Origin of the sequence: Rossellomorea sp. KS-H15a (genome assembly GCF_024195245.1) — a bacterium.
GTDB classification, from domain to species: Bacteria; Bacillota; Bacilli; order Bacillales; family Bacillaceae_B; genus Rossellomorea; species Rossellomorea vietnamensis.
The window spans coordinates 2,206,790-2,226,086 of the sequence record NZ_CP096886.1; the positions used below are offsets into that span (position 1 = coordinate 2,206,790).

Here is a 19,297-nt window from a genome sequence, read left to right on the forward strand (position 1 = left end):
AGGATGAACATAGAAGAAAAGGAGCAACAGTTTAAGGAAGCATCAAAGAAGATAGAGGAAGTAAAAGCAGAGGTTCAGAGATTCATTGTAGGACAAGGGGATATTGTAGAAGCGGTGCTTTGGACCATCCTGGCGGGAGGACATACTCTCCTTGAAGGACTGCCGGGGGTAGGGAAAACCATGCTCGTAAGGTCTCTTTCCGATGTGATGGATCTCAGTTTCTCCCGCATACAATTCACCCCCGACCTGATGCCTACGGATATAACTGGCACCATGGTCATGAAACAAGCCCGTGATGATGACCATCCTTTTACCTTTCATGAAGGTCCATTGTTCCATCACCTGGTATTGGCCGATGAGATTAATCGTTCAACGCCCAAAACCCAAAGTGCCTTACTCGAGGCCATGGCCGAGCATACGGTGACCGTGGTCGGGGAAACGATGACGTTAGAGAAGCCCTTTTTTGTCCTGGCAACTCAGAATCCCATCGACCTTGAAGGGACGTACCCTCTACCCGAAGCACAGGTCGACCGTTTTATGAGTAAAGTACTCGTTTCCTATCCTTCTAAACAAGAATTGAAACAAATCATCAAGAGAACAACGGGAACCGAGAAAGTCTTTCTTGAGAAAAAGCTAAGTCAACGGGAGCTCCTGACGATTCAGGCCCTTGTGAAAGAAATTGTCGTAACAGATGAAATGATTGATTTCGCCATCGACCTCATTGATGCCACGCATCCGGCCAGCGAGAAAACAACCGGAGGAATCAAACAATATGTCGAGTATGGGAGTGGACCCAGAGGGCTGCAGAACGTCATATTAATGGCAAAGGCCCGAGCGTTGACACATGGCAGATACCATGTGTCAACAGGAGACATCAAACAGGTGGCCCCTCTCGTTCTGAGACACCGGATCATCCTCAATTTCGAAGGTGAAGCCACGAATGTGCATACCGATGACCTTATACGGGAATTAATTGATTTTGTTCAAAAGGGTGATCATCTATGAACTTTCACAGCCAGTTTTTAGCTCAGCTCAAAAGGCACAGGATCAACGGTGCCAGCTTGAAGATGGGTCACCATAAAGGCTCCCGCCTGGCAACCTACCAGGGCAGTTCCCTTGAATTTTCCGATTATCAACTCTACGAACTTGGTGACGATGTCAGGCAAATCGATTGGAATGTGTATGCAAGGACCGAAAAAGTCTATATTAAGAGGTATTTGGATGAGAGGGAATGTAAGATTCACATTTATCTTGATTGCACCAACTCCATGGTAACAGAAGATAGAAAATGGAATAGAGCAAAAGAATTGGCAGGAGCACTTTCCTTCCTCGCCCTGTCAAATGACGACCGACTCACCCTGCATTGTGTAGGGGCCAGAAAGACTTTCATGAAGAAAGGGCCCCGGGACGCAAAAAGCATTCTCTTTGATATTGGACAGCTTTCACCTGAAAGTCCCGGAGTCACCTCGTTTTATGGGGAAATGATAAAAGGCGTCAGGAACAATCGCTCGATTTCCTTTATCATCTCGGACGGTATGGAACCTATTTCTAGGATTGAGGATGCCCTTAGAAGACTGTCTATAAAAAAGGAAATGACCTATTTCATTCAACTGTTGCACGAGGACGAGCTTTCGCCATCTTATGAGGGTGATGTGAAATTGATTGATAGTGAAAAGCATCAGGAAGTGAATGTAACATTGAACCGCAATGTGGTGGATCAATATCAGAAGCGTTTAGTGGAACACAACACAATGATTGAGTCATTGTGCAAGAAGTGGGGATTCGGCTATAACCGGACAAACTGTCTGACCCCATTGAACACAGTATTCTTTAAGGATTTCAAAGAAAATGGATGGATTCGCTGAGGTGATGGTATGGGAATAGGAAATCCGGTCTTTTTTTTCTTTTCAATTTTCATAGCAGCCGTCATTTTAATGTACTTTTTCCGAAAGCAGTACCGGGCTCTTATTGTGCCTTCCAATCTATTATGGGAGGAGGTCATGAAAGAATGGCAGGCATCACCATGGTTTCATCGATTACAGAGAAATCTCCTTTTACTCCTGCAGGTGCTCATACTATCCTTGTTGATGTTCGCCCTTGTCAAACCATATACTACCGAGGATTTGAAGAAAAAAGATCATGTCATCATTATATTGGATACCTCTGCCACCATGAATGCCTCACAGGACGGGGTATCCCACTTTGAACTGGCTAAAAGGGACATTCACTCACTGATAAAAGAAAGTGAGGGTGACATCACTATCTTGGCCGTGGGGAATTCCATTTCCACCGTTGTTTCAGAAGAATCAAACGATCAAGTGGTATTCAACCGACTGGAGAATATTTCGGTAACAAATGATCATGAAGATATGAAGAAAGCTCTTCGATTGGGTGAGGCACTTGGGAAAGGCTCGTCATCGGTCATTCATGTCTATTCTGACTCGTTATTAAAAGCCGATTATAAGGAAGAAACAATACATACACCGATCAAGGTTCATAACTTCATACCCCATCCGAAGAATGTTTCTCTTACAAGCTTCGGAGTGGAAAAATCGGGGACGGCCTATAAGGGAGTCGCCGTCGTTGAAAATCAAAGCGACGAGTTACAATCAGGGACGATCACCATATACGATGATAAAAAAGAAGTCATATCTAATCGACTCAAGATCGGTGCAGGGAAGGAAGCCGTCATTCCCCTGGATGAATTACCTTCAAGCCTGGTATTAAAGGCTAAAATCGACTTTCAGGATGATTATAAGGGAGACGACATCCTTACCAGTGTTCAGGCAACATCAAAACCTGCCGTCCTTGTGCTGGGGGAGATCAATCCTTTCCTGCTAAAGGGTTTTCAATCACTTGGCGTAAATGTGAAGACAATTGAAGAAAACCAGATGAAAACAGGTAATGAAATCATTGTGACAACGAAGAAGAAATGGAAAGAGCTATCGGTCGCCAACCCCGCCCTGATCATCCCTGGGCCATCGGACACGTCCACTGCTCTTACAACTGATGTGGAAGTGAATGGCGATGACCCGCTTTTAAAGCATGTTGACTTTGAAAAAGTATTTGTTGAAAAAGCAGGTTCCATCGGGTTAAAAGAATTGAATACCGCCGCCCAGAGTGGTTCCGTACCGCTTATTCAGAAAGGTGAAATGAACGGGGCGAAAATGGTGGTCCTGAACCTTCATCTAACTGACACAGACTTTCCACTGCACCCGGGATTTCCGCTCTTTCTTCACAATGCCTATCAATATCTATCAGAAGATGGAGGATTCATCGGGTATCTTCAGCCGGGAGAAGAAAGGACTGTTCCACTTGCCACAGGGGATTGGGATATCTACTCGGGCGATGATGAATTTATTAAGAAATCGGACCGGGGGGACTGGTTTAAAGCTCCTCTGACCCCAGGGGTTTATCAAGCGGTACAAGGAGACGTGACGAAGTATTTTAGCGTCGTACTTGACGACAGAGAAAAGAAGCCGGGAGGCGAGGCATTTTCATTGGAACCAACAGAAGATAAGGGAGAAGAAGAGAGAAAAACCATTCCCCATAACCTTTCTTCCTGGTTTCTGGTGTTGGAGATCCTGATCTTATTTATAGAGTGGGAGGTGTACAGGCGTGGGAATCGAGTTTGAAGAAGTACTCTGGCTATTGCTCCTGATTCCACTTGGGTTGGTTCTCTTTCTCTTTGCGAAACAGGGGATGAATCGGAAGGAAAGAAGGCTCATCCTGGCATTAAGAGGATGCGCCATGGTCCTGTTGATCTTTGCCCTTGCCAATCCGTCCCTTGTTTTACCCGAAAAGGCAAAGCCGGTCATCTTCTTGGCAGATCGCTCCGCTTCTGTATCCCTGCAAGAAGACCGTATCCTTGATTTGATCAACCGGGGTGTGCATTCCAAACATGAACGGGACCGATACGGTATTGTTTCATTTGGTGAAAATGCGGCAATCGAACAGACGGTTTCAGATGAGAGGGAGAATCCTGAGCTTGTGGGGGAAATTAAGGAAGGAAATACAAATCTTCAGGAAGGGTTGGAATACTCATCGAATCTCCTCCCCCGTGGCGGGAGGATCATCGCCATGACAGACGGGAAGGAAACGATGGGGGGAGGGGAGGATCTCATTTCTTTATTAAAAGGAAAGAAGATCGAGGTTGACTGGATGCCCATCGCCTCCGATACGAAGGAAGATGTTTCCATAACTGATGTGTCTGCTCCATCTGTCCAATATAAAGGAGAAGAAACAACTCTCAATGTCAATACATACAGCACGACCAAAAAAGAGATTGAAATGCGCATTACTTTGAATGATCAATTGATCATTAAGGAAAACCTTCAGGTGCAAGAAGGCAACAACGAGTTTCAGTTTAAGCATGTAGTCGATCAATCCGGATTACTCGTGTATAAGGCAGAAGTGTTCTCTAAGGGAGATTTGAGTCCGGAAAACAATGCACTCTACCACCTGGCACGCTCAGAAGGAGCCGCAAAAGTCATGCTGGTGGAAAACGCCGGCGGGGAAAGTGCATTGGCACCATTACTAAACTCAGCCGGGTTTACCGTCGATGTATATAAACCGGAACAACTGCCCGGCAAGCTGACATCCTATCTGCAATATCAAAGCATCTTGTTTGATAATGTAGCTGCCACAAGCATCCCTGAAGAAAAAATGCTCCTAATGGAAAAAAATGTAAAAGAGTTTGGGAGAGGATTCATTATGTTCGGTGGTAGTGACAGCTTTGCCCTTGGGGGATACTTTAAGACACCGATCGAACGAATACTTCCCGTCGATATGGATGTGAAGGGGAAGAAGGAACTACCTTCCCTTGGGCTGGTGATCGTTCTGGATCGCTCCGGCAGCATGGACGGGCAAAAGCTGGCCCTTGCAAAAGAAGCAGCAGCCAGGACCGTTTCCCTCCTAAGAGATAAAGATACGCTGGGTGTCATTGCCTTCGATGACCGGCCATGGGATATCGTCAAAACGAAGCCGCTTACTAATCGTAAAAAAGCAGAAGAAAAGATTCGTTCCATTTCGCCAGGAGGCGGGACAGAAATCTACAGCTCCCTTCAGCAGGCTTATGCGAGTCTTGAGAATCTACCATTAAAAAGAAAGCATATTATTCTTTTGACAGACGGACAATCAGCCACCTCAGGGAGTTACCAGACACTTGTAGAAGACGGCCATGATAAACAAATCACCTTATCCACCGTTTCAATAGGAGAAGGGGCTGACAGAGGCTTGCTGAACGATCTGAGTCAGTGGGGAAAAGGAAGATTCTATGATGTCACCGATGCCAGCGTGATACCGAGCATCTTGACTAGAGAGACGGTGATCACGACAAGGACCTATATAGAAGATCAACCATTTTATCCAAGGATTACATCATCGGATTGGTCGCCCCTATTTAAAGACGGTGTTCCTCAGATGAATGCTTATATTGCGACCTCCCTGAAAGGGACTGCCCGCATGGAAATGGAGAGCGGAAAGAACGATCCGGTACTGGCTACCTGGAGATATGGTCTTGGTCGATCATTCGCCTTTACGTCGGACACGAGTGGGAAATGGACGGGTGATTTTGCTCGTTGGCAGGGGTGGCCGGCATTTCTCAATGAACTGGTCACACGCTCGTTTCCTGAGCTTCGTTCGAATCCTTACTCCATCGATGTGAAGGAAGAAAACGAAAATACCCGTCTAAAGTTGTCATCGTCCGAAGGGGACATCTCACCACTTGAGGTGACGGTCCTGTCTGAAGATGGAAAAATGATTCCCGCAACAACCAGGATAAAGGCACCGGGGGATTATGAGGTCGTATTTGAAGAACATTTATCGCCCGGTCTGTACAATATGAATATTGCCAAAAGGGGGGAGGATGGTGAAAGCACATTTCAGACGGGTTTCTCAGTCCCTTATTCGAAAGAGTATTCTTTCAAGGGAGGATACCAGTCACTTGATACAATCGTAGAGGAGACGGGCGGAAGGAAGACTTCTTCCGTGAAAGGGGCATTCAGGGACCTGCATGAACCCTCGTTTACAGAACGGTCCATTCAAACCATTCTCATTACAGCAGGCTTCCTTTTATTCTTTTGTGAGATTTTTATAAGAAGATTCGGGGTTGGACCGATCATGATGGTGGTTGATCTGATTAAACCACGGAGGACGCCGCAAGAGATGAAGGAGGAAACAAGCATCGAACAGCTTGGCAGAAAAGTCAACAAGGAGCGCTGGAATGATGAGCGGAAGAGAACTGACCGTCAGCCAACCTTGGAAGTGACCAAAGAAGATAGGGAATCCGTCAAAAAGGTGAAACGGGAAAAGAAAACAGCGGAACCTGAAGTAAATGGTGATGACGCGCGACTGAAACGTCTTCTTGAGGCAAAAAAGAGAAGGGAGAAATAAAGAAAGAGAAGGCAGCGCCTTCTCTTTTCCGTTACATCAGTCTTCTTTTTTCTCGATATAAACCTGGTGAGGATAAGGAATTTCGATCCCATTCTGATCGAGGGCTTCCTTCAATGCTTTACGAAGCTTTCGTTCCACACCCCATTGCTCCATGTTCTTTGTTTTGCATAATACCCTGAGTACGACATCAGAAGCACCCAGTGTCTGAACACCTAGCACATTCGGGCCATCGACTATGTTATCATCTTCCTGTGCAATGGTATCGCATACTTGCTGAAGTACGACCATTGCCTTATCGATGTCATCATCATAAGAAATACCGATATCGACAAGGGCCCTCATGTTTCCACGTGAATGATTGCTGACACTCGTGATTTCCCTGTTCGGCACATAGTGAAGGGTCCCATCAAAGCCGCGGATATGAGTCGTCCTTAAACCGACCTCTTCCACAATTCCTGAGAAGCTGCCCGTTGTCACATAATCGCCAACGTCAACCTGCTTCTCAAGAAGAATGAAAAAGCCGGTGACCACGTCACTTACTAACCCCTGGGCCCCGAAACCGACGGCAAGTCCGACAATACCGGCTCCTGCAAGAATCGCGGTCACCTGGATACCGAAGATTTGCATGATCGTTACGAAGAAAACGAATATCAGGATATAGCCGACAATATTTTTTGAAAGACTTTGTAATGTCTGAGCACGACCAACTGATACATCATTTCTCTTTCGATATTTTTCAAAGATCCTTTCAATCACTTTGTTCGCCGCACCTTTTACAATGATAAAAGCGATCCAAATCGCTAAAATTTGCAGTGCCCCTATTCCGATCGTCACTAATAGACCGCCCCAATTAAAATTGGATAGTCGATCACTTAAAGCGTTTAAACCAATTATGTAATCCAAACCAAAACATCCTTTCCTATTAAATAATGACCATACTAGTATACACAATACCCCATAGGTTATGTCAAAGGAGATCCCCCTAAAAAGCATACTGGTTTATTCCCAGGTGGATAATGAATAAACTTAATCCTGGCAGATCTTTCATGCAAGTAGAGACTAAATGACATTTGTTTTGGGCAAAACAACTAAGGGATGATGGAAACAAATTATAATTATTATAATATTGAATTAATTATAATTGACTAAAAAAATCCAATCCTATATAATGATATTTGTGAGTTGAAATGGACAGGCTTATAAAGCCATTCTTTCACAGACATTATTTCATCAAACACTCATTGGAGGGATTTATTCATGGCAGAACGCATGGTTGGTAAACAGGCTCCACGTTTTGAAATGGACGCTGTAATGCCAAACAAAGAATTCGGTAAAGTTTCTTTAGAGGAAAATATGAAAAACGATAAGTGGACAGTATTGTTCTTCTATCCAATGGACTTCACATTTGTATGTCCGACGGAAATCACAGCAATGTCAGACCGTTACGATGAGTTTGAAGACTTAGATGCAGAAATCATTGGTGTCTCTACAGACACTATCCATACACATTTAGCATGGATCAACACCGATCGCAATGCAAATGGAATCGGTGAACTGAAATATCCACTTGCGGCAGATACAAACCATTTTGTATCCCGTGAATATGGTGTTCTGATTGAAGAAGAAGGTGTGGCTCTTCGTGGCCTATACATCATCAACCCTGAGGGAGAACTTCAGTACCAGGCTGTATTCCACAACAATATCGGCCGTGACGTGGAAGAAACATTACGTGTACTTCAAGCGCTTCAAACCGGCGGACTTTGCCCTGCGAACTGGAAGCCAGGTCAAAAAACTTTATAATTGTCAAATGAATAATGGCCTAACCGTTTGTTAGGTCTTTTTTTTTACTCATAAACAGAAATTAAAGGAGGCAATTGGAATGAAACTGCGTGAACCTATGCCGGCACTCTCCGGCGCTACTGAATGGTTGAACGGAGAAGTGACAAAGAATGATCTTGTTGGAGATAAACCGACCCTGATCCACTTCTGGTCGATTTCTTGTCACCTCTGTAAAGAAGCCATGCCCCAAGTCAATGAATTCCGTGACCGATACAGTGATAAACTGAACGTAATGGCTGTTCATATGCCCCGTTCAGAGGAGGATTTAAATCTGGACGAAATCAAAAAGGTGGCTGCGGAGCACGATATCACTCACCCGATTTTTGTGGACAGTGAGCATAAATTGACAGATGCATTTGAAAATCAATACGTCCCTGCTTATTATGTATTTGATAAAGACGGGAATCTCCGTCACTTCCAGGCAGGAGGAAGCGGCATGAAGATGCTTGAAAAGCGTGTGAACCGTGTCCTGGATGAAATGAATAAAAGCGAGTAGGGATCAAACGTAATATGGAGAAGAGATCGGTCAAAAGACCGATCTTTTTTTGTGGTTTCATTTTTACAATATAGATGAATAGTAAGATTTGAAGGAGAATTCACAAAAAGGAAAAAATTCTAAAAAAAGGGTAGATAATTATTTCGAAAGCCGATATATTTAGTAGTACGTTGTTTTTTAATGGAACACGGAGGGGAGAGAAAATATGGATACATTTAAAAAATTAAAAGCCTTTTACTGGCCTTATAAAAGGCATTTTATCATTTCAATGATTTTCTTGATTTTTGTTACAGGCATTACAGTGATATATCCAATGATCTTACAAATTACTATTGACGATGTCTTTATCCAAGGGGAATATAAGTGGATTCCGTACCTTGCATTCGGATTTATCGGCATCATGGTCGTGAAAGGGATCGCCACATTCATCCAACAGTATAATGGGGACCTTTTTGGGATCACATCGGTCTACCGACTGAGGAACGAATTGTATGAAAAGCTTCAATTCCTTCCATTCAGTTATTATGATAACGCCAAAACAGGGGACTTGATGTCACGCTTGACGGCGGATGTAGAAGCTTTCCGCTTTTTCTTATCATTTGGTTTCTCGGAATTACTACGCTTCTTCCTGCTGGTGACGGTCAGTTTTGGGGTGATGTTCTACTATTCACCTTCATTGACTTTTGTCACACTGGTTTCCCTGCCTTTTCTGGCCATTGCCGTATACAAATTCGATAAGGCGGTCCACCCTGCCTTCCGCGGTATCCGCAAGTCCTTCGGAAAGCTGAACACGAATGTCCAAGAAAATATCTCCGGGATCAATACGGTGAAATCACTGTCCCGGGAAGAGTTTCAAATCAATAAATTCAACCGGTCCAATGGTGATTATAAAGACAAGTATCTTTTCACCTCGGACATTTGGGCAAAATACTTTCCACTCATGGAGTTCTTAGGGAATGTGAGTGTCGTGACACTCCTTGCATACGGTGGATATCTCGTCATGAATGGAAATTTACAACCAGGTGAGCTTGTCGCCTTTTACAGCCTGGTCTGGTATATCATCTGGCCGATCATGAACCTTGGATTCACAATCAACCTTTTTTCACAATCCAAGGCATCGGGAGAGAGATTACTCGAGATTTTGGAAGTGGATGAAAAGATAAAGGATCATAGTGGTGTCATCCATGTTGATCGATTGAAAGGCGAAGTGGAATTCAAGGATGTATCATTGAATTACACGGTGCATGACGAAGCAGCCCTTGAGGGTATATCCTTTAAGGCAGAACCCGGTAAGGTCATTGGTCTGATCGGAGGCACAGGATCAGGAAAAACGAGTATCACCCAGCTGATCACACGTTTCTATGAACCGAATAAAGGCGAGATCCTCATTGATGGAAGGGATGTAAAAGATTACTCGCTAAAATCACTCCGTCAAAATATTGGATTCGTCCTCCAGGAGTCATTCCTATTCTCCTCCACCATCAAAGCCAATATCTCATATGGTCGACCGGAAGCATCTATGGAAGAAATCATTGAAGCAGCAAAACGTGCCGAGGCACATGATTTCATCTCCGAATTGCCTGATGGGTATGACACAAGATTGGGTGAAAGGGGATTAGGTCTTTCAGGCGGTCAGAAACAACGGATCGCCATAGCTCGCGCGATCTGCACGGACCCGTCGATCCTCATTCTCGATGATGCTACAAGTGCCGTGGACATGGAAACGGAATTCAGAATCCAAAGAGCGCTGAAAGAAGTCATGTCCGATCGTACGACCTTCATCATCGCACACCGGATTTCTTCGCTTAAGCATGCCGACGAAATCATCGTCCTTGAGAACGGCAGAGTGGTTGAAAGAGGGGTCCATGATTTCTTATTGAAAAATAATGGACCCTATCAGCGAATTTATGACATTCAATACCAAGACCAGAAAAAAATATTACAAACTCAGGAAGGGTAGGTGAAAGAGATTGAGCGAAAAAAAGAAAGTGAATAAAACCATTCTGAGCAGGTTCCATTACTCAACTGATCAAGTGATCGATAAGCCATTCAACTGGGAACAGCTCTATCGGCTACTGACATATTTAAAACCATATTCAAAAAAACTGTTGCCCTTGTCTATCATTACCGTTTTGATCACAACGGCTGTCCGCCTGATCATCCCGATCCTGATCGGGGTATACACACTCGATAAAGCAATCAGGCAAAAAGATGAAAATCTTCTCTTTACCCTTGTGGGAGTCATAGCGGGACTGTATGTTTTGAATTATATAGCCAACGTCCTCAGGATCAAATGGATGAATCAATTGGGTCAGGGGGTCATATATGACCTGAGAAAACATTTATTCAGTCATGTTCAATGGCTTTCCCATCGTTTCTTTGATCAGCGTTCAGCAGGCTCGATCCTTGTCCGGATCATGAATGACATCAACTCCCTGCAGGAGCTCTTCACGAACGGTGTCATCAATCTATTGATGGATATCATTCTGCTCATCGGAATCATCGTGATACTCTTTACGTTAAGTCCGGAACTGACGCTTGCCGTCATGGTCATTTTGCCTATCATGTTCTTCATCTCTACAAGCCTGCGCAAAAAAATACGCAAATCCTGGCAGGTGGTAAGGCTCAAGCAATCAAAACTTAACTCCCATTTGAATGAAAGCATCCAGGGGATCAGGGTGACACAATCCTTCACCCAGGAAAAGGAAAATATGGCCTTCTTTGATGGGGTAAACACAGAGACCTTCGATAGCTGGAGAACGGCCACAAAGAAAAATGCCATGTTCCGACCACTGGTGGAATTAACGAATGCCATCGGAACTGCCGTCCTGATTTGGTTTGGGGCTCACCTCATTCAAAATGGATCCCTGGAGCTTGGTGAATTCGTCTCATTCGCATTCTATCTCGGCATGTTCTGGGAACCAATTTCAAGACTAGGGCAGGTGTATAATCAGCTGTTGATCGGGATGGCTTCATCCGAGCGAATCTTTGAATTCCTCGATGAACAACCGATCGTAAACGAAAAGAAAAATGCCTTGAATCTGACCGATATCAAGGGAAGAATCCAATTCGAACATGTTGAATTCTCTTATGATGATAAACGTAAAGCACTCAGGGACATCAATCTGGAAATGAAAGCCGGGCAAACCGTTGCACTCGTCGGACATACAGGTTCTGGTAAGACGACGATCGCGAATCTCATCAGCCGATTTTACGACCCGACAAATGGCGTGGTAAAGATTGATGGAGTAGATTTACGGGATGCATCTGTTTCAAGCTTACGCAGTCAAATCAGCATCGTCCTGCAGGATACATTCATCTTCTCTGGAACGATCATGGATAATATCCGGTTCGGACGCCCGGGTGCATCCGATGAAGAGGTCTTGAAGGCAGCCGAAGCCATCGGGGCAAACGAGTTCATCGAAAAGTTATCCAACGGTTACGAAACGGAAGTCGAGGAACGGGGGAATGTGTTATCTGTAGGTGAAAGACAACTATTGTCCTTCGCACGTGCCCTTTTGGCAAATCCTCGCATCATCATACTGGATGAAGCGACAGCATCGATCGATACAGAAACAGAAGTTAAGATCCAAAATGCATTGAAGAAATTACTGAACGGTCGTACCGCGATCATCATCGCCCACCGCCTTTCCACAATCCGTGAGTCCGACAATATTTTTGTCCTTGAAAATGGCAGAATCAAAGAGTCTGGAAATCACGACGAATTGATGGAACAGGAAGGAGACTATTTTGAACTGGTGAAGTCACAGTTCAGGATGTTGGACGCGATGTAATGTGAAGTATTGAGGACCCCGCACTGGTGTGTGGGGTTTTTTTGTGGAATGGTGGTGAAACGGCTTCGTACACATGTCGGAGAAACTAAAAAACAAAAATCTTTGTGAAAAACGTCACAAAATATTCATTGTTCAATACTTCACAAACTCACCTACAGGTTTTATAATGAACAATAAGTGATAAACAGTAGGAAAGAGCTGTTTACGATAAAAAGTAATTCGGTAGGGGGAGTAAAGAATGGTTTTGGATAGTGTGGTTTTAAGCAGGATGCTCACGTCGACAACCCTTGCATTCCATATTATTTTTGCAACGATTGGGGTAGGGGTTCCGGTTATGATATCCATAGCTGAGTTCATGGGGATCAAACGAAATGATCCTCATTACCTTTTGCTGGCACGAAGATGGGCAAGGGGATTTACGATTACGGTGGCTGTCGGGGTGGTGACCGGAACGGCGATAGGGCTTCAGCTGTCCTTGTTATGGCCATCATTTATGCAGGTCGCCGGACAGGTGATTGCCCTGCCTTTATTCATGGAGACATTTGCGTTTTTCTTTGAGGCCATCTTCTTGGGGATTTATCTTTATACGTGGGATCGATTCAAGAATAAATGGATTCATTGGCTTCTGACGATACCGGTGATGATCGGTTCTTCGGCTTCAGCACTCTTCATTACGACGGTGAACGCGTTTATGAATACTCCACAGGGATTCGAATTGGAAAATGGAAAGGCGATCAATATCGATCCGATTGCAGCGATGCTGAATCCCGCAACACCAACCAAAGTGTTTCACGTGCTGACGACGGCGTACTTAACATCTGCCCTCATACTGGCAGCTATCACAGCATTTGCGATCCTCCGTAAAAAAGGAGGGGACTACCATAAGAAAGCCCTTCGTTTAACGATGGTATCTGCGTTGATTTTCGCTTTTGGCTCTGCTCTCGCAGGGGATTTGTCGGCTAAGTTCCTGGCTGAATATCAGCCTGAGAAACTTGCGGCTGCAGAGTGGCATTTTGAGTCGGAAGAGAATGCTGATTTAATCGTTTTCGGGACGCTTGATGAAAACAATGAAGTCCATAATGAGATACGATTACCAGGTTTCCTGAGCTTCCTGGCGGGAAGTTCGTTTGATACAGAGGTCATCGGCTTGAATGAATTTCCGGAAGACGAACGGCCGCCTTTATGGGTCCATTATCTGTTTGATTTGATGGTGTCCATCGGGTTTTACAGTATCTTCATTGCCGGGGCATTCATCTTATTCTGGAAGTGGAAAAAAAGGAATGAATGGAATAAAGGATTGCTATGGGGGATTGTTGCGAGTGGACCGCTTGCGATGCTTGCCATCGAATTTGGCTGGATTTACGCTGAGGTCGGACGGCAGCCATGGATTTTGCGTGGTTATATGAAGGTGGCGGAAGCGGCAACAAAGGCAGACGGGGTTGGATTGACGTTCGCGCTATTTGTGGGTCTCTATATACTCCTCGGCATCCTCTGTGTCTTTGTATTGATTAAAATGTTTAAAAATAAGCCGGCAGAAGCTGAATTGGAACAACGCTTTCCTAAAAAAGCGAGTTAGCATGATGAGGCTCCTTATAAAGAAGGAGCCGATTGATTTTGTTAAGGGGGAGGAATGAATATGAGTTTGGAAATCGTGGGGATCACCGTCCTGTGGATTTTCCTATATGGTTATCTGATAGTGGCTTCGATTGATTTTGGAGCCGGCTTCTTCGCCTTTTACGGTAGGATGAAAGGGAAAGAGCATACGTTAAATGTGTTGATCAGTCGATATCTTTCTCCTGTGTGGGAAGTAACGAACGTCTTTTTTGTCTTCTTTTTTGTCGGTTTGGTCGGTTTTTTCCCTGACGCGGCCTATTACTACGGGACGGCATTATTGCTTCCGGGGAGTATCGCGATTATATTGCTTGCCATCAGGGGAAGTTTTTATGCTTTCGGAAACTATGGTTCCAAAGACAATATCGTTTACCTGTTTTTATACGGGGCAACAGGGTTACTGATCCCTGCTTCCCTGTCTACGGCATTGACCATTTCTGAAGGAGGCTTTTTGGAAGAGCAGGGTGATAAGGTCGTATTCCTGGCCCGTGAATTGTTTACCAGTCCTTATTCATGGAGCGTGGTTGTCCTGTCCATCGTATCGGTCTTATTCATCAGTGCCACATTCCTGACCTATTATGCCAATCGTGCGGGGGATTTGGATTCAAGAGAAGAACTGAGAAAGTTTTCACTATTCTGGAGCCCGCCGACGATTTTAGCGAGTTTACTGGTTTTCGTATCTTTAAGAGAACACAATCCCGAGCATTTCAATAGCGCCATCGAGATCTGGTGGATGTTCGGATTATCCCTTGTCTGCTTTCTTGGCGCTTCATTTTTTATCTATAGGAGAAGGAATTTTGGCCTGGCATTCACTCTGGTCATGCTGCAATTCTTCTTTGCATTCTTTGGCTACGGGGCGTCACATTTACCATATATCCTGAAACCTTTTATCACGATTGAAACGAGTGTCACGAATCCAACGATGGGGATGGCACTGGTCGTAGTCTTTATCGCAGGACTGTTATTGCTGATTCCCTCACTTTATCTCTTGATGAGACTTTTCTTATTTGATGCGGATTATGTTAAGGGGAACAAGTGACGAGTTGGAACTTGAATGAAATACAAAAAAGGAAAGGGAGAAATGTCATTTTCTCCTTTTTTTTATGCTAAAATATAGATTATAGAGACTGCGGGGGGATACATGGTGAAAAAAGAGTTTGTAGTTATTGGCTTGGGCCGATTTGGCGGCAGTATCGTACGATCATTGACGGATCAAGGCATGGAGGTCATGGCCATCGATCAGGATGAGGACAAGGTGAATGAATTTTCTTCCATTGCTTCACATGCGGTTGTTGCGGATTCAACCGATGAATCCGTATTGAAGAGCCTGGGGATCCGTAATTTCGATCATGTCATTGTCGCGATTGGAGATGATATCCAGTCCAGTGTACTAACGACATTGATGTTAAAGGAAATCGGCGTCAAGAAAATTACCGTGAAAGCACAAAATGATTATCATGAAAAGGTCCTTCGTAAAATTGGGGCGAACCAGGTCGTTCATCCGGAGAGGGATATGGGAAGAAGGATTGCTCACAATATCATTTCAAATAATGTACTGGATTATCTGGAGTTGTCAGATGAACATTCAATCGTGGAGATTGTGGCGAGTGAACGTCTGAGTGGAAACTCCCTTATCGATTTGGATATCCGTGCTCAATTCGGAATCAACATCGTGGCGATAAAGCGGGAAAAAGATATCATCGTTTCCCCACAAGCCGATGAACAGATCCGGGTTGGGGACATCCTTATTGTCATCGGTGCCGATACGGATATTAACCGGTTTGAGAAAAAGGTACTATAAGACGAAATAAGAGGCTGACCCATTTGGGTCAGCCTCTTATTCGTTATTATACTTCCATGATGATCGGTAGGATCATCGGGCGACGTTTCGTTTTTTCATATAAGAATGGAGCAAGTGTATCTGTGATTTCATTCTTGATTTCTGACCATTGGGACGTTCTTCTTTCAAGCACTTTGTTCAAGTGTTTAGAAATGAGCGTTTGCGCTTCATTGATAAGGTCGCCTGATTCACGCATGTAGACGAATCCTCTTGAAATCAGGTCCGGGCCGGAAGCGATCTTGAAATCTTTCATGTCGATGCTGACAACGACAATCACAAGACCTTCTTCTGATAGGATGCGGCGGTCACGAAGGACGATATTACCGATGTCACCGATTCCGCTTCCATCGATATAGACATTTCCAGAAGGGATCTTCCCTGCTACCTGTGCGGAGTCATTGCTTAGTGCAAGGACTTCACCGTTATCCATGATGAAGCAGTTTTCCGGTTGGACGCCACAATCGACACCAAGCTGAGCGTGCATCTTCTGCATACGGAACTCACCGTGTATCGGCATAAAGAAGGTTGGATTCATCAGGCGAAGCATCAGCTTCATCTCTTGCTGTCCACCGTGACCGGATGTATGAATATCACTTAATGGTCCATGGATGACTTCTGCACCGGCACGATATAAAAGGTTGATCGTACGGTTGACACTGATTGTGTTCCCCGGAATTGGTGAAGAAGAGAAGACAACGGTGTCACCAGGCTGAATCTGGATTTGACGGTGGGTACCGTTTGCAATCCTTGATAATGCTGCCATCGGCTCACCTTGGGAACCTGTACATAGAATAGCCACTTCATTCGCTGGAAGGCGATTGATCTGGTTATGTTCAATGAATGTATCCTTAGGAGCGTTGATATATCCTAATTCTTGTCCAATCGTGATGGCTGCTTCCATACTTCTTCCGAAAACAGCAACCTTTCTGTTATGGAACACTGCTGCTTCGACCACTTGTTGAAGACGGTGAATATTCGAAGCGAATGTAGCAAAGATGACCCTTCCGTCCACTTTACGGAAAATATCATTGATGCTTTCCCCGACTTTACGTTCCGACATCGTGAAGTTTGGAACTTCAGCATTGGTACTGTCAGACAGTAGGCATAGAACGCCTTCTTTTCCGATCTCAGCCATTTTGGTTAAGTTCGCGGGCTCACCAACCGGCGTGAAATCGAATTTGAAGTCACCTGTATGAACAACATTTCCAGGTGGTGTTTTGACAACGATACCGTAAGAATCCGGGATACTGTGTGTCGTTCTGAAGAAGGTTACAGATGTTTTGCGGAATTTCACAACATCATCTTCCTGGATGACATTTAATTTCGCATTGCGTAATAACCCGTGTTCTTCCAGCTTATTCTTAATAAGACCAAGGGCAAGTTTCCCACCGTATATTGGGATGTTTAACTCTCGAAGTAAATAAGGGATTCCACCGATATGGTCTTCGTGTCCGTGAGTGACGAAGAGTCCCTTGATTTTATCTGCATTCTTCACGAGATACGTGTAATCAGGGATTACGTAATCGATACCGAGCAGTTCGTCCTCAGGGAATTTGATTCCTGCATCGATCAGGATAATTTCGTCTTGGAATTGTACGCCGTATGTGTTTTTACCGATTTCACCTAAACCGCCAAGGGCAAATACAGCGGTTTGGTCATTCTTTACAAATTTCATTAATTATTGCTCCATCTCGAAAGAATGGTGGTTTTTTTCATACTCTAAAAAAGCGCCCTCAAGCTTTTGTACGAATTCGATGTTATACGGTTTGTCTTTTAAATTCAGGCGTACTTCACGTTCTGATTCTGCTTCCATGTAAAGAGATTGAGTGCATTCGCGAACAGGCACTTCTGCTTTACTTTCTTGATAAAATACTTTAAAAATCATTTTTCTCTCTCCTTATCCGTTTTCAAAAAATCTAACTTTCATCTATGATAAAAAAGTTATCAACTACATTAACATTAACTTATATAATAGCCTATCATTCCTATAGGAACGAATCATTCAGTTATGTATGTATTAAATTATATAGGATTTTTCCGTGTAAATAAAGCTTTTGAATAATCCTGTACTAAATCATGACAATAGAAGAGGGACCAATGCCAATGGAGGAAAAGCTCACTAGTGGCGTCAGTCCCTTATTCATTGTGCAATTGTATGTCAGTATATCCGATTGTCATGGATTCTAATAGTGTTTCCCCAAAAATCATTTCACGAGAAACAGAGGGATTATGCAATCGTCTTTTTTCTAAGCAATTCTTTCCACTGTTTTAAAAGCTTTTTCCTGAGCTTCTTTAACATGGTGGATCACTCCTTATTAATAGTTTACCGAGATTTACCTTTGAAGTAAAGGAACAATAATACGGACGTCTCTGTTGTGTTACTTATATTGTACGGAATTTATGGAATCTCTTACATGGTTAAGTTTGGTAAATGGTTCTGTCTGACTGTCTTCATTGACATTTTCCGTGTAAAGGATTACCTTATACAACGGGTAAAATAGAATCGCAATTGAATATTGAGAAAAGGAGAACGATCATGTCTAAAATAGTTTTCTTTGATATAGACGGCACGCTGCTTGATCACGATAAAAAACTGCCACAGGCCACAAAAGAAGCCATTCGGACACTGCAGGCAAACGGAACGTATGTTGCGATTGCGACTGGGAGGGCCCCATTTATGTATGAAAGTTTAAGAGAGGAATTGGGAATCGAGTCCTTCGTATCGTTTAATGGGCAGTATGTGGTTTTTGAGAATGAAGTGATCTACACGAATCCTCTGCAAGTTGAAATGTTGGAGGAATTATTGGAGGATACGTATACAAAGGAACATCCTGTCGTTCATTTGAATCATGAAACGATGAAAGCGAATCATAAGCACCATGACTATATCGAGAAGAGTATGAACAGCCTGAAATTTCCCCACCCGGGATATGCCCCGGACTTTTATAAAGGAAGGGACATCTATCAATCCCTGCTATTCTGCACAAAGGAAGAAGAGAATTTATACCGGGAGAAATATAGGGATTTCACGTTCATCCGCTGGCACCAATTCTCCATGGACATTCTTCCGAAAGGTGGTTCAAAAGCAGAGGGAATCAAAAAGATGATCGCCAAACTTGGGTTCAACATGGAAGATGTCTATGCTTTCGGGGACGGACTGAATGATATCGAGATGATTCAATCCGTCGGCACCGGTGTTGCAATGGGCAATGCCGTGCAGGAAGTCCAAAAACACGCAAATCTAATTACAAAGCACGTGGACGATGATGGAATCTACCACGGATTGAAGGAACTCGAATTGATCTAGGGCATGCCAAAAAAGAC

General features: G+C 44.0%; 15 protein-coding genes. 12 read left to right on the top strand and 3 right to left on the bottom strand.

Going from position 1 to position 19,297, the window contains the following annotated elements; genetic code table 11:
- The first annotated feature begins 3 nt into the window (after positions 1-3).
- From M1J35_RS11330 to M1J35_RS11345, 4 genes are all read left to right on the top strand, one after another.
- Positions 4-1,005, top strand: a complete 1,002-nt coding sequence (locus tag M1J35_RS11330; protein WP_254651273.1) for an AAA family ATPase — start codon at positions 4-6, stop codon at positions 1,003-1,005.
- Positions 1,002-1,865 carry a DUF58 domain-containing protein gene (locus M1J35_RS11335; RefSeq protein ID WP_254651274.1) on the top strand — a complete coding sequence of 288 codons (864 nt, stop codon included), beginning with the start codon at positions 1,002-1,004 and terminating at the stop codon, positions 1,863-1,865. Before M1J35_RS11330 ends, M1J35_RS11335 begins: the two co-directional genes overlap by 4 nt.
- Before the next feature lie 69 nt (positions 1,866-1,934).
- Positions 1,935-3,635 (top strand): vWA domain-containing protein, encoded by a 1,701-nt coding sequence (locus M1J35_RS11340; protein ID WP_254653739.1) that lies wholly within the window; start codon positions 1,935-1,937, stop codon positions 3,633-3,635.
- Positions 3,619-6,393: a vWA domain-containing protein gene (locus M1J35_RS11345; RefSeq protein ID WP_254651275.1), complete on the top strand. Its 2,775-nt coding sequence runs from the start codon at positions 3,619-3,621 to the stop codon at positions 6,391-6,393. Before M1J35_RS11340 ends, M1J35_RS11345 begins: the two co-directional genes overlap by 17 nt.
- Positions 6,394-6,429: 36 nt before the next feature.
- Here M1J35_RS11345 and M1J35_RS11350 read toward each other — a convergent pair whose 3' ends face one another.
- On the bottom strand, positions 6,430-7,296 hold the full coding sequence (locus M1J35_RS11350; RefSeq protein ID WP_254651276.1) for a mechanosensitive ion channel family protein: 867 nt from the start codon (positions 7,294-7,296) through the stop codon (positions 6,430-6,432).
- A gap of 354 nt (positions 7,297-7,650) precedes the next feature.
- Between M1J35_RS11350 and M1J35_RS11355 the strand changes: the two genes are divergently transcribed.
- From M1J35_RS11355 to M1J35_RS11385, 7 genes are all read left to right on the top strand, one after another.
- Positions 7,651-8,193 (top strand): peroxiredoxin, encoded by a 543-nt coding sequence (locus M1J35_RS11355; protein WP_034756074.1) that lies wholly within the window; start codon positions 7,651-7,653, stop codon positions 8,191-8,193.
- Between the two features lie 79 nt (positions 8,194-8,272).
- Positions 8,273-8,728 (top strand): TlpA family protein disulfide reductase, encoded by a 456-nt coding sequence (locus tag M1J35_RS11360; protein ID WP_254651277.1) that lies wholly within the window; start codon positions 8,273-8,275, stop codon positions 8,726-8,728.
- A 205-nt stretch (positions 8,729-8,933) separates the two neighbouring features.
- Positions 8,934-10,688 (top strand): ABC transporter ATP-binding protein, encoded by a 1,755-nt coding sequence (locus M1J35_RS11365; RefSeq protein ID WP_254651278.1) that lies wholly within the window; start codon positions 8,934-8,936, stop codon positions 10,686-10,688.
- Between the two features lie 10 nt (positions 10,689-10,698).
- Positions 10,699-12,522 (top strand): ABC transporter ATP-binding protein, encoded by a 1,824-nt coding sequence (locus M1J35_RS11370; RefSeq protein ID WP_254651279.1) that lies wholly within the window; start codon positions 10,699-10,701, stop codon positions 12,520-12,522.
- A 238-nt stretch (positions 12,523-12,760) separates the two neighbouring features.
- Positions 12,761-14,098 (top strand): cytochrome ubiquinol oxidase subunit I, encoded by a 1,338-nt coding sequence (locus M1J35_RS11375; protein WP_254651280.1) that lies wholly within the window; start codon positions 12,761-12,763, stop codon positions 14,096-14,098.
- A gap of 60 nt (positions 14,099-14,158) precedes the next feature.
- Positions 14,159-15,172 carry a cytochrome d ubiquinol oxidase subunit II gene (locus M1J35_RS11380; protein WP_229595356.1) on the top strand — a complete coding sequence of 338 codons (1,014 nt, stop codon included), beginning with the start codon at positions 14,159-14,161 and terminating at the stop codon, positions 15,170-15,172.
- A 102-nt stretch (positions 15,173-15,274) separates the two neighbouring features.
- Positions 15,275-15,934 carry a potassium channel family protein gene (locus M1J35_RS11385; RefSeq protein WP_034756057.1) on the top strand — a complete coding sequence of 220 codons (660 nt, stop codon included), beginning with the start codon at positions 15,275-15,277 and terminating at the stop codon, positions 15,932-15,934.
- A gap of 46 nt (positions 15,935-15,980) precedes the next feature.
- Here M1J35_RS11385 and rnjA read toward each other — a convergent pair whose 3' ends face one another.
- Together rnjA and M1J35_RS11395 are read right to left on the bottom strand one after the other, a co-directional pair.
- Positions 15,981-17,648: a ribonuclease J1 gene (rnjA, locus tag M1J35_RS11390; RefSeq protein WP_079531628.1), complete on the bottom strand. Its 1,668-nt coding sequence runs from the start codon at positions 17,646-17,648 to the stop codon at positions 15,981-15,983.
- A 3-nt stretch (positions 17,649-17,651) separates the two neighbouring features.
- On the bottom strand, positions 17,652-17,858 hold the full coding sequence (locus M1J35_RS11395) for a DNA-dependent RNA polymerase subunit epsilon (RefSeq protein WP_034756052.1): 207 nt from the start codon (positions 17,856-17,858) through the stop codon (positions 17,652-17,654).
- A gap of 648 nt (positions 17,859-18,506) precedes the next feature.
- Here M1J35_RS11395 and M1J35_RS11400 point away from each other — a divergent pair.
- Positions 18,507-19,280 (top strand): Cof-type HAD-IIB family hydrolase, encoded by a 774-nt coding sequence (locus M1J35_RS11400; RefSeq protein WP_254653740.1) that lies wholly within the window; start codon positions 18,507-18,509, stop codon positions 19,278-19,280.
- Positions 19,281-19,297: the final 17 nt, after the last annotated feature.

What these genes read in the sequence shown, in the direction of transcription:
- M1J35_RS11330 (WP_254651273.1), top strand. Translation starts at nt 4, where the DNA reads ATGAACATAGAAGAAAAGGAGCAACAGTTTAAGGAAGCATCAAAGAAG.
- M1J35_RS11335 (WP_254651274.1), top strand. Translation starts at nt 1,002, where the DNA reads ATGAACTTTCACAGCCAGTTTTTAGCTCAGCTCAAAAGGCACAGGATC.
- M1J35_RS11340 (WP_254653739.1), top strand. Translation starts at nt 1,935, where the DNA reads ATGTACTTTTTCCGAAAGCAGTACCGGGCTCTTATTGTGCCTTCCAAT.
- M1J35_RS11355 (WP_034756074.1), top strand. Translation starts at nt 7,651, where the DNA reads ATGGCAGAACGCATGGTTGGTAAACAGGCTCCACGTTTTGAAATGGAC.
- M1J35_RS11360 (WP_254651277.1), top strand. Translation starts at nt 8,273, where the DNA reads ATGAAACTGCGTGAACCTATGCCGGCACTCTCCGGCGCTACTGAATGG.
- M1J35_RS11365 (WP_254651278.1), top strand. Translation starts at nt 8,934, where the DNA reads ATGGATACATTTAAAAAATTAAAAGCCTTTTACTGGCCTTATAAAAGG.
- M1J35_RS11375 (WP_254651280.1), top strand. Translation starts at nt 12,761, where the DNA reads ATGGTTTTGGATAGTGTGGTTTTAAGCAGGATGCTCACGTCGACAACC.
- M1J35_RS11380 (WP_229595356.1), top strand. Translation starts at nt 14,159, where the DNA reads ATGAGTTTGGAAATCGTGGGGATCACCGTCCTGTGGATTTTCCTATAT.
- M1J35_RS11385 (WP_034756057.1), top strand. Translation starts at nt 15,275, where the DNA reads ATGGTGAAAAAAGAGTTTGTAGTTATTGGCTTGGGCCGATTTGGCGGC.
- rnjA (WP_079531628.1), bottom strand. Translation starts at nt 17,648, where the DNA reads ATGAAATTTGTAAAGAATGACCAAACCGCTGTATTTGCCCTTGGCGGT.
- M1J35_RS11395 (WP_034756052.1), bottom strand. Translation starts at nt 17,858, where the DNA reads ATGATTTTTAAAGTATTTTATCAAGAAAGTAAAGCAGAAGTGCCTGTT.